The organism is Rhodovulum steppense, from assembly GCF_004339675.1.
Taxonomy (GTDB): Bacteria; Pseudomonadota; Alphaproteobacteria; order Rhodobacterales; family Rhodobacteraceae; genus Rhodovulum; species Rhodovulum steppense.
Genome location: NZ_SLVM01000003.1, coordinates 129377 through 150926, shown reverse-complemented (window position 1 = coordinate 150926; position 21550 = coordinate 129377). Strand labels below are relative to the sequence as shown.

Annotated in this window: 20 protein-coding genes; 15 read left to right on the top strand and 5 right to left on the bottom strand. The window is 69.0% G+C overall.

Annotated elements, in window-relative coordinates; all coding sequences use genetic code 11:
- Positions 1 to 8: 8 nt before the first annotated feature.
- Entirely contained in the window at positions 9 to 1070 is a 1062-nt protein-coding gene (locus EV216_RS03040; RefSeq protein ID WP_132693587.1) for a quaternary amine ABC transporter ATP-binding protein, read from the top strand.
- Between the two features lie 215 nt (positions 1071 to 1285).
- Here EV216_RS03040 and EV216_RS03035 read toward each other — a convergent pair whose 3' ends face one another.
- Positions 1286 to 2206, bottom strand: coding sequence for a VOC family protein (locus EV216_RS03035; RefSeq protein ID WP_132693586.1), 921 nt, complete (start codon positions 2204 to 2206; stop codon positions 1286 to 1288).
- Between the two features lie 247 nt (positions 2207 to 2453).
- On the opposite strand from EV216_RS03035, the gene EV216_RS03030 reads away from it, so the two are divergent.
- The 5 genes from EV216_RS03030 to EV216_RS03010 all read left to right on the top strand — a co-directional run bounded on the left by EV216_RS03030 (position 2454) and on the right by EV216_RS03010 (position 8342).
- The gene (locus tag EV216_RS03030; RefSeq protein ID WP_132693585.1) at positions 2454 to 3311 is read left to right on the top strand and encodes an OmpA/MotB family protein; all 858 of its coding nucleotides are present in this window, start codon (positions 2454 to 2456) and stop codon (positions 3309 to 3311) included.
- A gap of 86 nt (positions 3312 to 3397) precedes the next feature.
- A complete protein-coding gene (locus tag EV216_RS03025; RefSeq protein WP_132693584.1) occupies positions 3398 to 4726 on the top strand; it encodes a flagellar hook protein FlgE in 1329 nt (442 codons plus the stop codon).
- Positions 4727 to 4764: 38 nt separating this feature from the next.
- Complete coding sequence (gene flgK, locus EV216_RS03020; RefSeq protein ID WP_132693583.1) at positions 4765 to 6225, top strand: flagellar hook-associated protein FlgK; 1461 nt, start codon at positions 4765 to 4767, stop codon at positions 6223 to 6225.
- 3 nt (positions 6226 to 6228) lie between these two features.
- Positions 6229 to 7242, top strand: coding sequence for a flagellin (locus tag EV216_RS03015; RefSeq protein ID WP_132693582.1), 1014 nt, complete (start codon positions 6229 to 6231; stop codon positions 7240 to 7242).
- A complete protein-coding gene (locus EV216_RS03010; protein ID WP_132693581.1) occupies positions 7242 to 8342 on the top strand; it encodes a flagellar basal body P-ring protein FlgI in 1101 nt (366 codons plus the stop codon). Before EV216_RS03015 ends, EV216_RS03010 begins: the two co-directional genes overlap by 1 nt.
- A 607-nt stretch (positions 8343 to 8949) precedes the next feature.
- On the opposite strand, the gene fliP is transcribed toward EV216_RS03010, so the two are convergent.
- Genes fliP through fliF form a run of 4 tightly spaced genes read right to left on the bottom strand, consistent with a single transcriptional unit; the run spans position 8950 to position 12219 of the window.
- Positions 8950 to 9690: a flagellar type III secretion system pore protein FliP gene (gene fliP / locus EV216_RS03005; RefSeq protein ID WP_132693580.1), complete on the bottom strand. Its 741-nt coding sequence runs from the start codon at positions 9688 to 9690 to the stop codon at positions 8950 to 8952.
- A 3-nt stretch (positions 9691 to 9693) separates the two neighbouring features.
- Positions 9694 to 9987, bottom strand: coding sequence for a FliM/FliN family flagellar motor switch protein (locus EV216_RS03000; RefSeq protein WP_243641946.1), 294 nt, complete (start codon positions 9985 to 9987; stop codon positions 9694 to 9696).
- The gene (locus EV216_RS02995; RefSeq protein ID WP_132693579.1) at positions 9980 to 10573 is read right to left on the bottom strand and encodes a FliH/SctL family protein; all 594 of its coding nucleotides are present in this window, start codon (positions 10571 to 10573) and stop codon (positions 9980 to 9982) included. Before EV216_RS02995 ends, EV216_RS03000 begins: the two co-directional genes overlap by 8 nt.
- Entirely contained in the window at positions 10570 to 12219 is a 1650-nt protein-coding gene (fliF, locus tag EV216_RS02990; RefSeq protein WP_132693578.1) for a flagellar basal-body MS-ring/collar protein FliF, read from the bottom strand. Before fliF ends, EV216_RS02995 begins: the two co-directional genes overlap by 4 nt.
- A gap of 124 nt (positions 12220 to 12343) precedes the next feature.
- Here fliF and EV216_RS02985 point away from each other — a divergent pair, with 124 nt between their 5' ends.
- The 9 genes from EV216_RS02985 (at position 12344) to EV216_RS02945 (ending at position 21542) form a co-directional block, all read left to right on the top strand.
- Entirely contained in the window at positions 12344 to 12841 is a 498-nt protein-coding gene (locus EV216_RS02985; protein WP_132693577.1) for a flagellar basal body-associated FliL family protein, read from the top strand.
- Positions 12842 to 12851: 10 nt separating this feature from the next.
- Complete coding sequence (locus EV216_RS18540) at positions 12852 to 13295, top strand: hypothetical protein (RefSeq protein ID WP_243641945.1); 444 nt, start codon at positions 12852 to 12854, stop codon at positions 13293 to 13295.
- Positions 13292 to 13888, top strand: a complete 597-nt coding sequence (locus EV216_RS02975) for a MotE family protein (RefSeq protein WP_132693576.1) — start codon at positions 13292 to 13294, stop codon at positions 13886 to 13888. Before EV216_RS18540 ends, EV216_RS02975 begins: the two co-directional genes overlap by 4 nt.
- A 61-nt stretch (positions 13889 to 13949) precedes the next feature.
- Positions 13950 to 14819, top strand: a complete 870-nt coding sequence (gene motA, locus EV216_RS02970) for a flagellar motor stator protein MotA (protein ID WP_132693575.1) — start codon at positions 13950 to 13952, stop codon at positions 14817 to 14819.
- Positions 14816 to 17071 carry a hypothetical protein gene (locus tag EV216_RS02965; RefSeq protein WP_132693574.1) on the top strand — a complete coding sequence of 752 codons (2256 nt, stop codon included), beginning with the start codon at positions 14816 to 14818 and terminating at the stop codon, positions 17069 to 17071. The genes motA and EV216_RS02965 overlap by 4 nt, the downstream gene beginning before the upstream one ends.
- Before the next feature lie 247 nt (positions 17072 to 17318).
- Positions 17319 to 19352 carry a flagellar biosynthesis protein FlhA gene (flhA, locus tag EV216_RS02960; RefSeq protein WP_424511166.1) on the top strand — a complete coding sequence of 678 codons (2034 nt, stop codon included), beginning with the start codon at positions 17319 to 17321 and terminating at the stop codon, positions 19350 to 19352.
- Positions 19349 to 20119, top strand: coding sequence for a flagellar biosynthetic protein FliR (locus tag EV216_RS02955; protein WP_132693572.1), 771 nt, complete (start codon positions 19349 to 19351; stop codon positions 20117 to 20119). The genes flhA and EV216_RS02955 overlap by 4 nt, the downstream gene beginning before the upstream one ends.
- Complete coding sequence (locus EV216_RS02950) at positions 20116 to 21195, top strand: EscU/YscU/HrcU family type III secretion system export apparatus switch protein (protein WP_132693571.1); 1080 nt, start codon at positions 20116 to 20118, stop codon at positions 21193 to 21195. Before EV216_RS02955 ends, EV216_RS02950 begins: the two co-directional genes overlap by 4 nt.
- Positions 21195 to 21542, top strand: a complete 348-nt coding sequence (locus EV216_RS02945) for a hypothetical protein (protein ID WP_132693570.1) — start codon at positions 21195 to 21197, stop codon at positions 21540 to 21542. Before EV216_RS02950 ends, EV216_RS02945 begins: the two co-directional genes overlap by 1 nt.
- Positions 21543 to 21550 lie beyond the last annotated feature (8 nt).

Here is a 21550-nt window from a genome sequence, read left to right as displayed (position 1 = left end):
GCCGGGGGATGAGCGACGATATCAAGATCTCGATCCGCAACCTCTACAAGGTCTTCGGGGCGCATCCTGTCGCGGCACTCGACCATGTCCGCGCCGGAATGGGAAAGGCCGAACTGCTGGAGGCCCACGGCCATGTCCTGGGCCTGCGGGACATCAACGTGGACATGCGCGCGGGCCGGATCACGGTCATCATGGGCCTGTCGGGTTCGGGCAAGTCCACGCTGATCCGGCACCTCAACCGCCTGATCGAACCCACCGCGGGCGAGGTCGTGGTCAATGGCGAGGACGTTCTGGCCTATGGCGAGGAGCAACTGCGCCGGTTGCGACGCGAGAACATGTCGATGGTGTTCCAGAAATTCGCCCTGTTGCCCCACCGCAGCGTTCTGGAAAATGCCGGAACCCCGCTGGAGGTGCGCGGCATTCCCCGCCCCGAATGGGAAGAAGAGGCGCGCAAATGGCTGAACCGCGTCGGGCTGGAGGGGCAGGACAACCAGTATCCGCACCAGCTGTCCGGCGGCATGCAGCAGCGCGTCGGCATCGCGCGGGCGCTGACCTCGAATGCCGATATCATGCTGATGGACGAGGCATTCTCGGCGCTCGATCCGCTGATCCGCACCGACATGCAGGATCTGCTGCTGGAATTGCAGGACGAGTTGCACAAGACCGTGGTCTTCATCACCCACGACCTGGACGAGGCGCTGAAACTCGCCGACCATCTGGTGATCCTCAAGGATGGCGAGATCGTCCAGCAGGGCGAGCCGCAGCATATCCTGATGCACCCCAACGACCCCTATATCGTCGACTTCATTTCCGACATAAACCGCGCCCGCGTGCTGCGGGTCCGCTCGGTGATGGAGCGGACCGAGGCGCCGCGTGCCGGACTTGCGGGCGATGTCGATGCCGATGACACCCTGGAATCGGTGATCGCGCTGTCCGAGGGCGATACGCGGCTCTGCTACCGGGTGCTGCGTGACGGTCGGCAGGTCGGCATCCTGTCGGTCAAGGACCTGGTCCGCGCCCTGGTGCCCACCGGCGCCGCCGAGAACGGCATCCGCGCCCGCGCCAGCTAGCGCGCCGCGGCACCAGCCCCGAGCAGGCCCGGCGGGCGCCACAAGGGCCGGGCGGCGGAACCTCGCGAAGTCCGGTGCCGGGAAAGGCGGCCCCGTCCCGCGGGAGGGCGCCCGCCGCGGGCCGGTCGATCCGTGCCTCCCCATCCCCTCGGCTGCCTGACATAGCGCGTCAGCGACGATCCGGACCGTCCCCTTTGACGCCGATTGCGGTTTCATCAGGGGGAGAGCGGCACCAGTTCCCGCTCCAGCCGCGCGCGCAGATGTTCGTGCTGGCGCGGCAGTTTCAGCGCTTCGCCCAGATGCTCGGGCGTCTCGTCGCGGGCAAAGCCCGGCGCGTTCGTCGCGACCTCGAACAGGACGCCGCCTGGGCTGCGGAAATAGATCGCGTGGAAATAGTCGCGGTCGATCGGCGGGGTCACGCGCAGCCCCTGATCGGTCAGCGCCTGCCGCAGCGCATCCTGCGCCGGCCGGTCGGGCACCGCAAAGGCGACATGGTGCACCGAACCCGCGCCCGGAACCGCGGGCGCGGCCGCGACCGTTTCCAGATCGACGATCCCGGCCCCGTTATGCCGGCCCAGTTCGAACCGCCGCAGCGCCCGGTCGCGGCCGGTCTCGTCATAGCCCATGGCCTGCAACAGCTCTGCCGTGGGTCCGGCATCGGCCAGCCGCAGCGTCACCGCATGAAAGCCCCGGATCGCCGTTGCCGCGGCCACGCCGCCCCCGGTCCAGGGCGCGCGCCCGTCCGCCCGCTCGACCAGCGCCAGCCGCTCGCCATCCGGCCCGTCGAACAGAAGCCACGCCTCGCCGAAGCGTTCCTCGACCGACAGCCCGGGCACGCCCGCCGCATGCAGCCGCGCCTGCCAGTCCGGCAGGCTGCCCTCGGGCACCGAGAACGCCGTCGCATGCACCTCGCCCGTGCCCCGGCGTCCGCGTCTGGCCCCTTCGTAGGGGAAACAGGTCAGCACGCTGCCCGGGCGCCCGATCTCGTCCCCGTAATAGAGGTGATAAACCTCCGGCGCGTCGAAATTCACCGTCGTCTTCACCCGCCGCAGGCCCAGAATCGTCGTGAAGAACGCATTGTTCGCCACCGCACCGCTTGCCAGCGAGGTGACATGGTGCAGACCTTCCACCGCCATCGCGCGCCCTCCTTTCCACCTGTCTTCCCTCGAACAAATCTGGTGCCGGGACGGCCCGCAGCAAGAACGGGGCAGGACACGGACCCTGTGCGCGCATGCACGGCGCGGCCGGGAAAGCCGGGAGATGCGCGAAAAAAGGCCGTGGATTCGCGCGTTGCCGCCCGATTTCCGCCAAGTTTCGGCATTACGCCGGATTCCATGGCTGCCCACTAGAAAAGCGGTGGGGTACAAATACGAAGGTGGTGCAATGGCGCATGGTACGAACGCGCCAGTCATCATCAAGCGTAAGAAGGTAGTGGGCGGCGGCGGACATCACGGTGGAGCGTGGAAGGTCGCGTATGCCGACTTCGTGACCGCCATGATGGCCTTCTTCATGCTGATGTGGCTGCTGAACGCGACGACGGAAAAACAACGCAAGGGGATTGCGGACTATTTCAATCCCACGATCCCGGTGAACCGGGTCTCCGGTGGCGGCGAGGGCGCCTTCGGCGGGGACAGCGTATTCTCTGAACGCATCCTCTCGCAGACCGGCACCGGTGCCGACCGGCCCAGCCCGACGCCCGAGCGGCAGGCCCGCGGCATGATCGGGTCCGAGCAGGCGGAAGAGCAGAAGAACGACGCGATGGCCGAGGCCGAGGCGCTGCGCGAGATCGAGGATCTGCTGAACGGCAAGAGCGGCGAAACCGTCTTCAGCGAGCAGTTGCTGCGCCATATCGTGACGCGGCTGACCGACGAGGGCCTGATCGTCGAGATCTTCGACCTCGACGACGCTCCGCTCTTCGTCGCCGACGGCACCGAGGCGATGCCGGTGCTCGAGGAACTGATCGAGGTTATTGGCCAGGCCTTCGCGCTGGTTCGCAACGAGGTGGCCGTTGCGGGATATGTCAGCGCCCGGCCGATCGTTCTTGCGGACAATCCGGTCTGGGATCTTTCGACCGCGCGGGCCCATGCCGTGCGCCGCATGATCGAGCAGACCGGACTGCGCCCGGACCGGTTCGAGCGGATCACCGGTTATGCCGATCGCAAGCCTGCGGTCTCGATGCCGATGGCGCCGCGCAACAACCGGCTGGAACTGGTTCTGCTGCGCTCGGACACGGGGAACTAGGTGGGATTTTAGATGTTAGGGGGGTGTTAAATGTCGGGATGTAACGGTGCGTTTGGCTGGGGACCAAGCTGCAGAAAGGCGCTTACATGACCATTTCCTCCTCGCTCAATGCCGGTGTCTCTGGCCTTGCGGCCAATGCGAACCGGCTTGCGACGATTGCCGACAACATCGCGAACTCGTCGACCTACGGGTACAAGCGGTCGCAGACCGACTTCCATTCGATGGTGATCGGCTCCAACCGCGGCACCTACTCGGCGGGCGGCGTGCGCATCACCTCGATGCGCATGATCGATCAGCCGGGCGCGCTCGAGGCGACGAACAATCCCACCGATCTCGCGGTCCGCGGGCGGGGTTTCCTGCCGGTGACACAGGAAACCGCCCTGATCTCGGGCACGGACGACTATCCCATGTATCTCGCGACAACCGGATCGTTCCGGACCGATTCCAACGGGGTTCTGCGCACCTCGACCGGTCTGGTGCTGCTCGGCTGGCCCGCGAACCCCGACGGGACGATTCCGCCCTATCCCCGGGACACGGCCGACGGGCTTCGCCCGGTCCAGATCCAGACCAACCAGTTCGCCGCCGAACCGACCACCGAGATCACGCTTGGCGTCAACCTGCCCGCGACCGAGACCGAGTTCGGCGCGCCGGGAACGCCGCTGCCCCTGTCGGTCGAGTATTTCGACAACCTCGGCACGTCGCAGAGCATCGGGGTGACCTATACCCCGACGATCCCCGGTGCGCCCGGCTCATCGAACACCTGGACGATGACCCTGACCGACTCGGCCCAGGGCGGCGCCGTGATCGGCGAATACACGCTGGTCTTCGACGCCACGCAGGGCAATGGCGGCACGCTCGACACGGTCACGCTGACCGCGGCCGGTACCGCCGCAGGGGCGGGGGCCTGGAACCCGACGACAGGCGTTCTGACCGTCGCCGTCGGCCCGCTGGGCGACACGATGTCGATCAATATCGGCGCCCAGAACTCGGGCAGCATCATGACCCAGCTCTCGGACAGCTTCGCCCCCACGGCGATCAACAAGAACGGGTTTCCGGTCGGCAACCTGACCGCGGTCGAAGTCGATGGCAACGGTTTCGTCAGGGCCGTGTTCGACACCGGAATCACCCGGACCCTCTACCAGGTGCCCATCGTCGATCTGCCAAACCCGAACGGCCTGATCTCGCTCGACAACCAGATCTACACCTTGTCCTCCACCAGCGGATCGTTCTTCCTCTGGGATGCCGGCGACGGGCCGACCGGCGATGTCGTGGGCTACGCGCTGGAAGGATCCGCCACCGACGTTGCCGGCGAACTGACCGACCTGATCCAGACCCAGCGGGCCTATTCCTCGAATGCCAAGGTGATCCAGACCGTGGACGAAATGCTCCAGGAGACGACGAACATCAAGCGCTAGGCCGACCGATATCGGCCTTCGTGAAAGCGAGGTGAGAAATGAGCCTGACCGGAACCCTGTCCAATGCCCTTTCCGGCCTCAACGCCGCGTCGCGGGGCGCCCAGGTCGTGTCGGCGAATGTCTCGAACGCGCTGACCGAAGGTTATGGCCGACGCGCCCTGGATACCTCGGCGGACCCCTTGGGCGGCGTGCGCATCGACGGCGTGCGTCGCGACACCAACCTCGCCCTGATCTCGGACCGGCGGCTTTCCCAGGCCGATACCGGCGGCGCCGGGGTACGCGCCGATGCGCTCTCGCGCATCGAGGCCGCACTCGGTACGCCAGACGACCCGGATTCCATCGCGGCCAGAATCGCCGCGATGGAATCTGCTTTCGTCGCCGCAGCCAGCCGCCCCGACAGCTCCACGCGCCTGGCCGATGTCCTGGCCGCCGCGCAGTCGGTTGCCGGGACCATCCGCTCGGCAGCCAACGACATCCAGGCGGTGCGCATGGATGCCGAGACCGCCATCGCCGCCGATGTCCTGACCCTCAACGACTCTCTGGCCCGGATCGCCGAGCTCAATTCCGAGATCGGCGGCAAATACGGCACCCGGGCCGATATCAGCGCGCTCTACGACCAACGCCAGGTTCTCGTGGACAAGATCGCCGAGATCGTTCCGTTGCGCCAGATCACGCGCGACAACGGGACCATCGCGCTCTACTCCACCACCGGCGCCGCCCTGGTCGACGGACGGCCATCGGTCTTCGGGTTCGATCCCGCGGGCATGATCGTCTCGGACATGACGCTCGACAGCGGGGCCCTCTCCGGTCTCACCCTGAATGGCGAGCCCGTTGCCGCCAGTGGCCGGTTCGCGCCGATGGGCGGTGGCCGTCTGGGGGCGCTCTTCGAACAGCGAGACGTCATCGCTCCCCAGGCGCAGGAAAGTCTGGACGCGCTGGCCCGCGATCTGATCGAGCGGTTTCAGGATCCCGCGCTCGATGCGACCCTTGCCCCGGGCGCTGCGGGGCTCTTCACCAATGGCGCGAACGCCCCGTTCGATCCGGCGGCGCTGCCGCCGCAGGAACTTGGCCTGTCCGAGCGGATCGCCGTCAACACGCTGGTCGATCCGGACAAGGGCGGCGCACTCTGGCGACTGCGCGCCGGGCTGGGTGCCGCTGCGCCGGGCGATGTCGGCGATTCCCGTCAACTCGATGCCTTTTCCGGTGCCCTGAGCGCAGGACGCCCCGCCGCATCCGGGCCCTTTGCCGGCCAGGTCCTGTCGGCAGCCGCCTTCGCCGCGGAGACGGTTTCCCGCATCTCGGTCCAGGCCCAGCGCGCGATCGAGAACGAGGGCTTCGCGATGGCCCGCACCAGCGCCCTGAAGGAGGCCGAACTGCAAGGCGGCGTCGACACCGATGCCGAGCTTCAGAAACTCCTGCGATACGAACAGGCCTATGCGGCCAATGCGCGGGTCATCCAGACCGTCGACCAGATGATGCGCCTTCTGATGGAGCTTTGAGCCATGTCCTTCGTTTCCATCGGCGATCTTTCCCGCGGCTATGCCCTGCGCACCCAGAACACCGAGGTCAAGGCCCGGATCAGCCGCCTCGGGCAGGAGGTCTCGACCGGTCTCACCGCCGATCCGGCCGCCCGCCTGCGCGGCGATTTCCGTGCGCTCGGCGGGATCGAGCGCGGGCTCAAGGTCATGGACTCCTACGATCTCGCCACCAAGGAGGCCGCCTTTGCGACCGAGGCGATGCAGCATGCCCTCGGGCAGTTGCACCAGGCCGCGAACAAGATGAGCTCCAGCCTGATGACCGCGGCGAACATGTTCGACGCGCGCACGATCGACGTACTCGGAGCCGACGCGAAGGTCTGGCTCGACATCTCCGCCGCCGCGCTCAACGCCCAGGTCGGCGGTCGAACCCTGTTCGCAGGCGCCGCGACCAATGGTCCGGCGCTCGCCACGGGCCCGGAGATCCTCGCCGAGGTCCAGGCCGCGGTCGCGGGACTGACCTCTGCCCAGGATGTGCTCGACGCGGTCGATCTCTGGTTCGATACGCCGGGCGGCGGATTCGAGACCCTGGGCTATCTGGGGTCGGATACCCCCGTCGGCCCCGTGCGCCTGAACGACCGCAGCAGCCTGACGCTCGACGTCACCGCGTCGGATCCGGGCATCCGCACCGCGCTGCGGGACATGGTCGCGGGCGCCCTTCTTTCGGACGACACGCTTTTCGGTGGCGACCTCACGCAACGCAAGGCGCTTGCGATTGCCGTCGGCGAAAGGCTCCTGACCAATTCCGGCAATCTCACCGTCCTGCAGGGCGAGGTCGGCACCGCGCAGGCGCAGGTCGAGACCATAAGGACCGAGAACGCCTCCAGCCGCCAGATGCTGGAGCTTGCCCGGCTCGACATGCTTGCCGTCGATCCCTACGACGCGGCGTCCGAACTCAAGGCCGCCGAGACACAGCTCGAAACAATCTATGCCGTCACCGCGCGCCTGTCGCGCCTCAGCCTGGTGGACTACCTCAGATGATGCGGCGCATTCCGACGCTCCTTCTTGCCCTGTTTCTCGCGCTGCCGGCCCTCGCTTCGCCGATCCGCATCAAGGATCTGGTCGAGTTCGACGGCGTGCGCGGCAACGATCTGGTCGGCTACGGCCTCGTGGTCGGGCTGAACGGCACGGGCGACGGCATCCGCAACGCGCCCTTCACCGAAGAGATCATGTCCAGCATTCTCGAACGGCTCGGCGTTAACGTTACCGGAGAGCAGTTCCGGCCCAAGAATGTCGCGGCCGTCTTCGTCACGGCCAACCTGCCGCCCTTTGCCCGTGCAGGCTCGCAGATCGACGTGACGGTTTCGGCGATCGGCGATGCCAAGAGTCTTCTGGGCGGGACGCTTGTGATGACGCCCCTGAATGCGGCGGACGGCCAGATCTATGCCGTTGCCCAGGGCACCGTGATCGCGGGCGGCGCCGCGGCCGAGGGGCAGGGCGCCGCCGTGATCCAGGGGGTTCCGACCGCGGGCGTCATTCCCTCCGGCGCCCGGATCGAGCGCGAGATAGATTTCGACTTCAGCACGCTCACCTCCCTGAGACTGGCGCTGCGCAGCCCCGATTTCACCACCGCCGGCCGGATCGAGGCAGCGATCAACAACAATTACGGGCGCGGCGTGGCGCGCATGATCGACTCGGGCACGGTCGTGCTCGACATCCGCGCGACGCAGGCGCCGTCGCCCGCCCATGCGCTGCAACGCATCGAGGGCATCACGGTCGAGCCGCAGCGCAAGGCCCGAGTCGTCGTGGACCAGCGGTCCGGAACGATCGTCATGGGCGAGGACGTGCGGATCTCGCGCGTGGCCGTCTCGCAGGGCAACCTGACGCTGCGGATCGAGGAGGAACCGATGGTCGTGCAGCCCAATCCCTTTGCCCCGGGCCAGACCGTGGTCGTACCGCGAACCCGGGCCGGTATCGAGGAAGAGCCCGGCATCGGCCTGGCCGAGGTGCCCGGTGGCGCCTCGCTGTCCGAGGTTGTCGCGGGGCTGAACGCGCTGGGCGTGTCGCCGCGGGACATGATCGACATCCTCAAGAGCATCAAGGCCGCCGGCGCGCTGCACGCGGAGTTCCTGGTGCATTGACCCCGTCGCGGCCCGAGCGGTCGGTCCCGCCGCTCAGCCTCTTGCCGGGGCGATGTCCGGCGACGCGCGCGGTGCCGATGCCGCGATCCGGTTGCCCCGGCCCTGCCCCACAGGCGCGCGCCCCGATCCGACCGCCGACGCCACAGGCCACGGCGAACTCTCCGCCGCCCGAGGCCCGAGCGCGCGCTGCGTGCCCGGGCCGCCGCGATCGGCTGGATGCGCGGGGCCGCGCCGGTCGCGCCCCGCAGGCCGATCCGCCAGCGACCGGTTCGGCCTGAAAACGCCTGGGCCGGGACGAGTGTCAGGGCGGGGGGCGTCATCCCGGCGCGTGGATGCCCCGCCCCCGCATGCACTCCGGGCAGTGCAGCGCGCGCGGATCAGCCTGTCATTCCGGACCCGCGCGCAGCCCGGATCCCGGGGCTGCGGCTCGCGCCGGGATGACGATCGCGATGACGGCGCACAGGGCCGGGCTGTCCGGCGGGTGGCGTTCGACCGGCCGGTGCGCGGCCCGGTGGTTCTGCAGCGGCCGGTCCCAGGCCCTTTTGCATCGGGCAGCGGGTCGATGCGCCCGCCACCCCGATCTCGATCCCGGGCAATCGCTTGCGGATCATCCCGCCGGGAAGTATCCCCGCACCAGCGCCTCGGAGATCAGCGTCCAGCCATCGGCCACCACGAAGAAGGCCAGCTTGAACGGCATCGAGACCATCACCGGGGGCACCATCATCATGCCCATCGACATCAGGATTGCCGCCACCACCAGGTCGATGATCAGGAAGGGCAGGAAGATCAGGAATCCGATCTCGAAGGCCCGGCCGATCTCGCTCAGCATGAACGAGGGCACCAGGACCGACAGCGGTGCCTCGGCCATCGGCACCGCCGGATCGGTCTGCGGCCGGAGCGCGGCCAGCGCATCGAACGTGTCGGCCTCGGCCCGGGCCGCCATGAAGGCGCGGAACGGGTCGATGATGCGCGGGATCGCCTCTTCGACCGACAGCGTCTCCTCGATCAGGGGGACCACGCCCTCCTGCCAGGCCAGCGTGAAGGTCGGTTCCATCACGAAATAGGTCAGGAACAGCGCCAGGCTGACCAGCAGCATGTTGGGCGGCGATTGCTGCAACCCGATCGCCTGACGCAGGATCGCCAGCACGGTGACGATGAAGGGAAAACAGGTCACCATGATCGCCAGCCCGGGCGCCAGGCTCAGCACGGTGATCAGCAGGATCAGTTGCACCCCCCGTCCCGCAAGCGAGCCGCCCTCGCCGCCGAGCGAGATCGAGATCTCCTGTGCGCCGGCCGGCAGGGTCAGCGCGGCCAGCGCGATCACGGCAAGGATCAGGGGCGCGCGCATCGCTCAGCCGCCCTTCACGCTGTCGATGACCTCGGTCAGGCGCACCGCAATCTGGCCTGGCTGTGCGCCCTCGACCTCCTGCAACTCGCCGCGCGCGATCAGCCGGTCGCCGATGTAAAGCTCGACCGGGTCGTCGATCCGGCGATCCAGCGGCAGCACGCCGCCGCGCTCGACCCGCAGCAGATCCCGCAGCAGCGGGCGGGCCTTGCCGACCGAAACGGTGATCTCGATCGGTACCTGATCGAGAAATCGGGCGCCCGGCATCCCGGTCGGCTCCTCGGATATGGGGTCATCCATTGTGGCGGGTCTCCTCTTGGGTGGTCAGGAAGTCGTCGAGCGCCGTCCGGAGCGCGGACAGCATCCCGTCTATGTCGATTTCGTTCTCGACGGTTCCGGCCGAGACCAGCGCCTGCCCGGGGCCGAGCGTGTCGTCCTCGACCACGGCCAGCGGCAGGCCCGGATCGGTGGCGATCAGCCCCTCCAGCGCCGCCCGGTTCTCGGGGCAGACACGAATCCGCACCGGGCGTTCGGCCTGGGTCTCGGCAAGCTGCATCGCCGTCTCGACCACCGTCCGGGCGAACCCGGCGGCGGCGATCTGCGGCAGCACCCGCTCGACCATCGCGCTCAGCAGCGGCCCCAGCGCCGCGAGCATGTGAGCGCGCGCCTCGTGATAGCTGAAGGACATCTCCTGAAGGGTCTTGGCGAAATCCGCCGTGATGCGGGCATGTGACTCGGCCTCCGCGGCGGCCGCATCGTCCCAACCGGCCTTGTATCCCTCCTCGAAGGCCTTCAGGCGAATGTCCTGGGCATCGAACGGCTCGGGCCGGGCCTCCGGCTCCTCGACCCGCGGGGCCGAGAAATCCTCCAGGTTGAGCCGGGTCACGACGGCGTCTCCTGCCGTTCCTCCATCCAGCCGCGCAGGATCGCCACCGATTCCTCTCGCCGTTCCTCGATAAGGTCGCGCAGTCGGCCGACCGGGTCGTTGTCGGACGCGCCGAAGCCGCCACCCCCAAAGCCGCTATCGGTGAAGGCCGACGGATCAAGCGTGTTCATCGTCATCGTGGCCATGGGCAGGCCCGGCGCAAAGCCGTCATCGGGGTCGATCTCGCCGTCCAGCCAGGTCTGGCCGTCGCCAGAGTCGGCACCGGACCGCTGCGGCGGCGGCAGGCCCGCGGGTGTCGCACGACCGGACCCGGCAAGGATCGGGCGGACCACGAAAAGCCCGAGGATCAGCGCCACTGCGGCCAGCACGGCAAGCTGGATCAGCGTCAGCGGATCAAGCGAAACGTCGCCGAGCAGGCTGCTTCCGGGACCCGAGCCCAGCGCCTCGACCGGCTCGAACGGCATGGATTTCAGCGTGATGACATCACCGCGCGAGTCGTCGAATCCGGCGGCCGAGGCGACCAGCTCGCGCAGCGCCTCGATCTCGGCCTCGGGCAGCGGGTTCCAGGTCGGGTTGCCCGCCTCGTCGCGCCCGGCCACCCCGTCGACCAGGACCGCAACGCTCAGCCGCTTGACCGCACCCGGAGCCCGCAGGATCTCGCGTTCGGTCTGCGAGACCTCGTAGTTCACGCGCTCCTGCGTCTGGGTTTCCTTGCGCTGCGACTGGCGGTCGGAGGCGCCGGCACCCTCGGGCAGGTTGCTCGCCACGGTCACCGCGCCGCCGCCGGTTTCGCTCGAGTTCGTCGAGCGTTGCTCGTTCTCGGAACTGATCGCGATCCGGCTTTCGGGGTCGATCAGCCGTTCGCGGATCGATTCGCTCTGGGTTTCGGTCTCGATGCTGACCTCGACGACCGCACGTCCGGGACCGAGCCGCGCGGCCAGCAGCCGTTCCAGCCGACCCTTCAGCGCCGCGGCACGGTCATCGGCGTCGCCGCCAAAGCTCGCGGTCGTGTCGTCGGTGACCACGGTGCCGCTATTCGCGTCGATCACCGAGACATCCGCGGGCATCAGCCCGGCGACGCTCGAGGCGACGAGGTAGCGCAGCGCCTTGGCCTGGGCGGGGCCCAGCGGGCCGCCGGCCGCGCCGACCGTCACGGCGGCGGCGGGCCTGACATTGCGTGCAAAGGGCCGCGCGCTGGGCGTGGCGATATGCACCCGCGCGCTGCGGAACTGCGGATTGGCCAGGATCGTGCGCGCCAGCTCGCCTTCCTTGGCGCGCCAATAGGCGGCATCGAACATCTGCGAGGTCGTGCCGAATCCCGACAGCGAGTCCAGCAGCTCGTAGCCCGCGGCGCCATTCGACGGCAATCCTTCGCTCGCCAGCGTCATGCGCAGCGAATCGCGGCGGCCGGCATCGACATAGATCGCCGGGCCGCGCACCTCGTAGGCAATGCCGGTCTGGTCGAGCGCGCGGATCACCTCGCCGGCTGCGGCACTGTCGAGACCGGAATAGAGCAGCGCCATGCGGGGCGTCGTTGCCACCCGCGACAGAAAAAGAACGGCGGCGAACATCGCCACGGTCGCCAGAATAACGATCACCCGGCGGCTCGGGGTCAGCCCGGTCCATATGGCCAAAAGCTGCGGCAAGATGGGTCTCCCGATCCTGGGGGCTTCTGCCCCGTTTCTGCCGCACATCCTTCGCAGGACCGGCTTAACAATCGGTTAGCCCTCCCGCGGCTATAGAGGAACGGGCAGACAAGGAGGCCGGGAAATGGCCGATACGCAAGACGACGGGGCAGAAGCCCCCGCCAGCAAGTCGAAGAAACCGCTGATCCTCGGATTGGTCGGGGCGCTCGTCCTCGGCGGCGGGGCCTTTTTTGCGATCTATTCCGGCCTGATCCTGGGAGGGGCGGACAAGACGACCACGGGCAGCGGGTCATCGGACCGGGTCAGCGATTCCGTTCTGGGCAGCGTCGCCTTCGTCCCGATCGAGCCGATGATCATCTCGCTCGGCCCCGAATCGCAGCGGCGTCACTTGCGCTTTCAGGCCCAGCTCGAGGTGAACCCGGTCCATCAGCAGGAAGTGACCCTGCTGATGCCGCGGGTGGTCGACGTGCTGAACAGCTATCTGCGCGCCGTCGAGGCCGCCGAGCTGGAGCGCCCGACGGCGCTCATCACCCTGCGTGCGCAGATGCTGCGCCGGGTCCAGCTCGTCACCGGGCAGGATCGGGTGCGTGACCTCTTGATCACCGAATTCGTGCTGAACTGAGGAGGCGAGAATGGCGTTGATCGCGGATATCCTGCTGATCGCCGGGGCGCTGGGCGCCACGCTCTACTGTCATGTCCTGGCGCGGCGCCTGCGGCGCTTCAACGACCTGGAAAAGGGCATGGGGGGCGCGATCGCCGTGCTTTCGGCCCAGGTGGACGACATGACCAAGGTGCTGCACGGGGCGCAAAGCACCGCACGCCATTCTACCGACGGGCTGCAAAGCCTGACCGGACGGGCCGAGGATGTGGCAAGGCGCCTGGAACTGCTGGTCGCGGCAATGCACGATCTGCCGCCCGAGGTGCCGCGCGCCGCGCCTCCGCCCGCCGAGACGACACCGGCGGGCCCCGCTTCGGCATCGCCGCCGATGGCCCCGGCACCTCCGGCGGATGCGCCGCCGCCCGCCGAGGCCCCGGCGGTTCTGTTCCGCCGCCGCGTTCCGGAGGCCGCCGAATGAGCCGCAAATCCTCGCCCTTCCGCAGCGGCGGCGCGGTGCTTCCGGTCATCGCCGGGCTTTTCCTCGCCTCGGGGCTGATCCGTTTCGGCGGCGGCACCGCGCAGGCCCTGACCGACGAGATCCGCGGGCTTGCCCAGACGTCGCCCGCAACGCAGGAGGCTGTGGCCGAGCCCTGCCCCCCGCCGCCCGACATCGCCGCCGTGCTTGCCGCGCTCCAGGCCCGCGAGGCCGAGGTCGCGGCCCGCGAGGCGTTTCTGGACGAACGCGAGGCGACAATCGACATCGCGGGCGAGGAAATCGCCCGCCAGATCGAGGCGCTCGAGGCCGCGCAAGCCGCGCTCCGGGACACCCTCACCATTGCAGACGACGCGGCCGAGAACGATGTCGCCCGGCTGACCGCCGTCTACGAGAACATGAAGCCCGACGAGGCCGCCGCGCTTTTTGCCGAAATGGCCCCCGAATTCGCGGCGGGGTTCCTCGGCCGGATGCGGCCGGATGCGGCCGCGGCGGTCCTGGCGGGGCTCGACCCGCCGCTTGCCTATTCGATCAGCGTGATTCTGGCGGGCCGCAACGCGCGGGCGCCAAGGGAATAATCAGTCTTTCTTAACGCGGGCCTGCCAGAGTCCGTCCTGAACGGAACATATCGGAGCTGCCATGATCGGCATCGTCGGGATTCTTGTCGTCTTCGTGATGGTCTTCGGGGGCTACCTGCTTGCAGGTGGCAAGCTCGGGATCATCATCAAGGCGTTGCCGTTCGAGATGATGATGATCGGCGGCGCCGCGATCGGGGCCTTTGCCATCGGCAACGACATGGCGTCGATCAAGCACACGCTCAAGGATATCGGCAAGATCTTCAAGGGACCCAAGTGGAAACCTGCGGATTACCGCGACCTTCTGTGCCTGTTGTTCGAGATGATCCGCGTCGCACGGCAGAACCCGCTGGAGCTGGAATCCCATATCGAGGCACCCGCCGACTCGCCCATCTTCGGCCGCTATCCCAGGATTGCCGCCGATTCCACCGCGGTCGAACTGATCTGCGACACCCTGCGCGCAGCCAGCATGAACTATGACGACCCCCACCAGGTCGAGGAGGTGCTCGAGAAACGGCTCGAGGCGCATATGCATCACGCGATGCATTCCAGCCACGCGCTTCAGACCGTCGCCGACGGCCTGCCCGCGCTGGGGATCGTGGCCGCGGTGCTCGGCGTGATCAAGACCATGGCCTCGATCGACCAGCCGCCCGAGATCCTCGGCAAGATGATCGGCGGTGCACTGGTCGGCACCTTCCTCGGCGTGTTCCTCGCCTATGGTTTCGTTGGCCCCTTCGCCGTGCGGGTGCGCGCCGTCACCGAGGAGGACGCCCATTTCTACCACCTCATCCGCGAGGTGCTGGTCGCCAACCTGCACAACCACCCGCCCACCATCTGCATCGAGGTCGGCCGCCAGAACACGCCGGGCGCGATGCGCCCCAGCTTCTCGGAACTCGAAGAGGCGCTGAAGGCAACCAAGCAGGAGGCCGCATGATCCGCCGGGGCCTTCTGGCCATTCTTCTCGCGCTGTTCTGGACACCGGCGCTGGCCCAGACCGTCGCGATCCGCTCGGGCGAGCATGCGGATTTCTCGCGGCTCGTCTTCGAGTTTCCGGCCGATGTGAGCTGGACGCTGGGGCGTGGCGCGGACGGCTACCTTCTGCGATTCGGCAATCCCGCACTGGATTTCGCCCTGGGCGGCGTGTTCACCCTGATCCCGCGGACCCGCCTGGCCGATATCCGCCAGGCCGAGCCCGGAATCGTCGCGCTCGCCGTGCCCGACGGGGTCCATGCCGATGCGATGCTGCTGCGTCCGGGCGTGCTTGTGCTCGACCTGCGCACCGGTCCCGCCCCCGCCGACTCGCCCTTCGAGGCCTCCCTGGTCGAGCCCCGTCCGGTCGAGGCCGCCCGCCCGGCGGTCGTTCCCGCCCGCCCGCGCGTGCGACTGCCGCTCGATATCGGCCGCATGACGCCGTCCCCGGTGATCGGCCGTTTCCTTCCCCCGGAGCCGCTCGCGGCCGTGGACCCGCCCGACCCCAGGGTCGAAAGCGCCCGGTCGGAACTGATGAAGCAGATCGGCCGGGCTGCGTCCCAGGGCCTGCTGCAAGCCGCCGACATCACCCCCGACCGGCCGCCGCCGTCCGAGGCGCGCGGGCGCGAACCTGAGCCGGAGCCCGGATCGGCCGATGCCGAAACGCCGCTTGCCGGGCTGGGAGACCGGCCCAACATCCATGTCGAGACCAGCATCGACCGCGGATTAGGCCCCCAGGCCGCTCGGCAGGACCGCTCGGCTCTCGGCGATCCCTGCTACCCTGACAGCTATTTCGACCTCGCCGCCTGGGGGGAGGGCCAGAGCCCGGGGGCGCTGATCGCCGAGGGGCGCGCTGCGCTGCTGAACATGCGCGACGCCACCGATCCGGCCGGTGCCGAAAAGCTTGTCCGCGCCTATCTCGCGCTCGGCTTCGGGACCGAGGTGCGGGCGGTGATCGATACGGTCCGCCTGGACACGCCGCCCGCTGCGGTCTGGCGCGAGGTTGGTGCGATCATCGACGAGGGCATCGCCGAGAACCCCGCCCTGTTCGACGGCCAGCTCTCCTGTCCCAACCGCGCCGCGCTCTGGGCGACCCTCGCCCGTCCGAAGATCTCCTCGGCCGCCGAGGTCGACGAGGCCGCGGTGATCCGCAGCTTCTCGGAGCTGCCGCTTCACCTGCGCCGCCATCTCGGCCCGATCCTGGCCGAGCGTTTTCTCGCCTCGGGCGCGACCGAGGCCGCGACGCGGGTGCGCAACGCCGTGGCGCGTGCGGGCGACAAGACACGTTCGGGCGATCTGACGATCGTCGAGGCCAGGATCGACCTGTCCCGCGGCGAGACCGAGACCGCCGAGGCCAGGATCGAGGAGGTGCTGGCGCAAGGCGGACCGGCCACGCCGGAGGCCGTGATCGTCAAGATCGAAAGCCTGCTGATCTCGGGGCAGGTGCCCGAAATGGACATCCTCCGGCTGGCCGAGGCGCTGGCCTATGAACGACGCGACACCCCGCAGGGCATGCGCCTGGTCGAACTCGCGATCCGCGGCCACGCGACGCGGGGCAATTTCCAGACGGCCTTCGGCATGTTGCTCCATCACGGCCTGGAACCCCGCGAGGATCTTGCCTCCGACCTGCTGCGGGCGCTTGCCCGCGACGGCAACGATGCCGACATCCTGCGCGAGGCATTCTCGGGCGCGCTGACCGTGCCGACCATTGCGCTGACACCCAAGGCGCGTCTTGCCGCGGCCGACCGGCTGCTCGACCTCGGATTCGCGCCCCGGGCCGGGCAGATCATCGCGGGCATCCCGCCCCAGGGCACCGACGAGGAACGGCTCGTGCGGGCCCGGCTTGCGCTGGCCGCCGGGCGGCCGGGCGAGGCGACGCAATACCTGTCCGGCCTTGAAACGACCCAGGCCGAGCGTCTGCGCGCCGAGGCCGCGCGCGCCCGCGGTGATCTGGTCGAGGCCGCCCGCCATTACGGGGCGGCCGGCGATACCGCCCGACAGGCCGCGCTGGCCTGGCGCGAGCGGGACTGGTCCACGGTCGAGACCGCGGGCCCCGACAGCCAGAGCGGCTATGCCGCGATGCGCCAGACCACCCCGGCCGCCGCCTTCGACCCCGCGCAGGCGCCCAGCCTCGCAGGCGCGCGCGATCTGCTGGAGGGCAGCGGGGTCATGCGCGACCGGCTCAAGGATCTCCTCGCCAGGACAGAGCCACGCTGAGACCGCGGGGATTCAGCTTTTGTCAACCGTACCGCCCTAGGCTTCGGACGGACCGAACAGCCCCCCAACGACCCGGACAGGCCAGAATGGCATATCCCAGATCCCGTCGCGCGCCCGTGCCGCCCGCCCCTGACGCGGGCCCATCCCCTTGCCGCGACGCGGCTTGCGCAACAGGCGGGGGGCGTCCGTGCCGAACCTGACGCTCAAGGAACTCTTCCGCCCGACGATCCTGCTCGCGCTCGCGCTGATGGCGGTGATCGTGATGATGATCCTGCCGATGCCGGCCTGGGTGCTGGATATCGGCCTCGCGGCCTCCTTCGCGATCGCGATCCTGATCTTCACGGTCACGCTCTTCATCGAGCGGCCGCTCGATTTCTCGGCCTTTCCCACGGTGCTTCTGGCCGCCGTGATGCTGCGGCTCTCGCTCAACGTCTCCTCGACCAAGCTGATCATCGGCCAGGGCCATACCGGCACCGGCGCCGCGGGCGACGTGATCGAGGGATTCGCGATGTTCGTCATGGGCGGCAGCGTGTTCCTCGGGCTCGTGGTCTTCGCCGTGCTGATGATCGTCAACTTCATCGTCATCACCAAGGGCGCGGGCCGCATGGCCGAGGTCGGCGCGCGTTTCGCGCTGGACGGCATGCCCGGCAAGCAGCTCGCCATCGACAGCGACATGGCCGCGGGCGCCATCGACCATGCCGAGGCCAAGGCCCGGCGCGAACGCGAACAGGCCGAGACCACGTTCTTCGGTTCGCTCGACGGGGCGTCGAAATTCGTCAAGGGCGACGCGGTCGCGGGGCTTCTCATCACGCTGCTGAACCTCATCATGGGGCTGGCGATGGGCGTGATCGTGCATGGCATGCCGATCGGCCGCGCGTTCGAGACCTATGCGATCCTGACCGTGGGCGACGGGCTTGTGACCCAGATCCCGGCGGTCGTCATCTCGATTGCCGCGGCGCTACTGCTGTCGCGCGGGGGCGCCACCGGAACGGCCGATTTCGCCCTGTTCAGCCAGCTTGGCCGCCACCCCGCCGCGCTGGGCACCGTCGCCGTTCTGCTGGGCCTCTTTGCGCTGGTCCCGGGCCTGCCCTTCCTGCCCTTCATCGCGGGTGCCGCGGCGCTGGGCCTGGCCGCCGTGGCGATGTATCGCCGCGCCCAGCGCGAAGCCGCGGCCGCGGCGCAACCCAAGGACGGCGAGGCGGCCGAGGCCAAGCCTGCCAACCGCCTGGGCGATCTGCTCGACCTCGACGACATCCACCTGGAATTCGCGCCCGATCTCGTCGGCATGGTGCTCGACCCGGCCACGGGGATCGAGGCCCGGATCACCTCGATGCGTCGCCATGTGGCCGAAAGCTTCGGTCTGATCCTTCCCGAGATCCGGCTGACCGACAACGGCGCGCTGGTGCCCGGAACCTATGTCATGCGCATCCAGGGGGTCGAACAGGCGCGCGACCGGCTGCGCCCCGAACAGGTGCTGGCGCTGCAGCCCGACGCGGCGACGCCGCTGCCCCCGGGCGAGGATGTGCGCGAGCCGGTCTATGGCGCGCCCGCCCGCTGGGTCGCCGCCGACCAGCGCGAGGAACTGGCGCTGATGGGCGTCACCGTGGTCAACGCCTCCGAGGTGCTGGCCACCCATCTGCTGGAAGTGGTCAAGCGCAACTTTGCCCGGCTGATGACCAACAAGGCGCTGCGTCGGCTGCTCGACGAACTGACCAACCTTTCCGACACCGACCGCGCCGCGGCCAACCGCCGGATGCTTGAGGAACTTGTGCCCGACAAGGTGCCGACAGACCTTCTGCTCGCCGTTCTGCGCCTGCTGCTCGAGGAGCGGGTTTCGATCCGCAACCTGCCGCTGATCCTCGAAGCCATCGCCGAGGCCCGCCCCTCGCATGCCAGCGCCGAGGCGATCTGCGAGCATGTCCGCCGCCGCCTGGGCTTCCAGCTCGTGGCCGAACACCGGCGCGAGGACGGCACGCTGCCCCTGCTGCAACTCGTCCCGGAATGGGAAGACCGCTTCACTTCCTACCAGATCGCCAACGATTACGGCCCGCCCGATGTCGCCCTGCCGCCCGAGGAGTTCAACCGCCTGGCGGGCGCGGTGTCCGAACGGCTCGCACGCGCGGGCGAGGCCGGGGTCTTCCCGGTGATCGCCACCTCGGGGCGGCGCAGGCGCTTCCTGCAGACGGCGCTCTCGGCCAAGGGCATCTCGGTGGCGGTCCTCTCCTTCGAGGAAATCGGCACCAATTCCCGCCCCTCCCTGGTCGGCATGGTGGCGGCATGACCTACGACCTCGCGGAACTGGCCGAGCTGTGGCAGCCCCTGCTCTGGGCCTCCTGGCTGGTGTTCCTGCGGGTCGGCGCGGTGCTGGCGATGCTGCCCGCCTTCGGCGAGCGGGCGGTTCCGGTGCGGATCCGGCTGGGCCTCGCGCTGGCCTTCACCGCGGTCGTGGCGCCCGCCGTCGCGCCCGGGATCGACATCGCGCCCGGCCCGCTGGGGATCGCCGTCGCCACCGAAACGGTGATCGGCCTTGCGCTGGGGCTGGTGCTGCGGCTGATGATCCTTGCGCTCCAGATCGCCGGCGAGATCGCCGCCCAGGCCACGTCGCTCGCGCAGATGCTGGGCGCGACCGCGATGGATCCGCAACCCGCCATGGGGCGGCTGATGGTGATGGCGGGGCTGGCGCTGGCGGTGATGTCGGGGCTGCATGTGCGCGCCGCCGAGGCGATGATCCTGTCCTACGACCTGCTGCCCGCCGGCCGCTTTCCCGATGCCGCCGAACTGGCCGATTGGGGCGTGCTGCGGATCGCGCAGGGCTTTGCGCTGGCCGCCACGCTGGCCATGCCCTTCGTCATCGCCGCGCTGATCTACAACCTCGCGCTTGGCGTCATCAACAAGGCGATGCCGCAGCTCATGGTCGCCTTCGTCGGGGCGCCCGCGATCACGGCAGGCGGGCTGATCCTGCTGATGCTGGCCCTGCCGCCGATGCTGGGCCTGTGGCAGACCGGCCTGATCGAGCTTTACGCCGCCCCGTTCGGAGCCGGGCGATGAGCGACGAGAGCCCCGGCGACAAGCAGTTCGAGCCGACACAGAAGAAACTGGACGACGCCCGCAAGAAGGGCGAGTTTGCGAAATCCACCGACCTGCACACCGCCGCCGCCTATCTGGGCCTGACCCTCACCGCGCTGGGCCTGGGCGCGGCCAGCCTGACCGCGCTGGGCGGGATCGGCGCCGGGCTGATCGGCCAGGCCGACCGGATCGCGCCGATGATGCTGGGCGGGCATGGCAGCGCGCCGGTCGGCGGGCTGATGGCCAGCGCGATGCTGGCCGCGCTGCCCTGGCTGACGCTGCCCGGCCTGGCCGCGCTGACCTCGATCCTCGCCCAGCGCAGCCTTGTCGTCGCGCCCGAGAAGATCAAGCCCAAGCTGTCCAAGATCTCGCTGCTCCAGAACGCCAAGAACAAGTTCGGCCGCGGCGGTCTGTTCGAATTCGCCAAGAGCGCGGCCAAGCTGACGCTCTACATCCTTCTGCTCGGCGTCTATCTCTCGGCCCGGATCGAGCAGCTGATCGGCACGATGTTCCTCTCGCCAGGCATGGCGGCCGCGACGCTGGGGCGGATGGCGATCGAGTTCATGGCGGTCGCGGTCGCGATCGCCGGCGGCATCGCGGCCGTCGATTACCTGTGGCAACTGGCCGAGCATCGCCGCAAGAACCGGATGTCGCACCAGGAACTGAAGGACGAGATCAAGCAGTCCGAGGGCGATCCCCACATGAAACAGCAGCGCCGCCAGCGCGGGATGGACATCGCGACCAACCGGATGCTGACCGACGTGCCCAAGGCCGATGTGGTGATCGTCAACCCGACCCATTACGCCGTCGCGCTGAAATGGGACCGTGCGACGCCCGGCGCGCCGGTCTGCGTGGCCAAGGGCGTGGACGAGGTCGCCGCCCGGATCCGCGAGGTCGCCGCCGCCTCGGGCGTGCCGATGCGGCGCGATCCGCCGACCGCGCGCGCGCTTTACGCCACCGTCGAGATCGGCGCCGAGATCCAGCCCGAGCATTACCGCGCCGTGGCCGCCGCGATCCGCTTTGCCGAAGAGATGCGCACCCGCGCGCGGGCCCGCTGATGGCGCGGGTCGATGGCAGGTTGCGGCGGTTGGGTGAGGTCGGCGGCATGCTGCGCGATGCCGCGCTTGCCCGGCTCAAGGCCGCGGCCGGAGAGTGCCGCCGGATCGAGGCCGAGATCGCCGCGCTGGATGCCGAATGGCGCGCCTGCGAAGCCGAAACCGATCCCGCGGCGCGCGCCGTGATGGGCCAGAGCCGCGGCCGCCGGTATCTGCAGCGCCGCGCCGCGTTGAACGGTGCTCTGGCGCGCGCCCGGTCCGAAGAGGCGCTGCGGCTTCGAGAGGCCGCCCGCGCCTTCGGGCGGGACGAGGCGCTGCATAGGCTGATCCGCGGCGCGGCCGAAAGCTGATCGGCGGA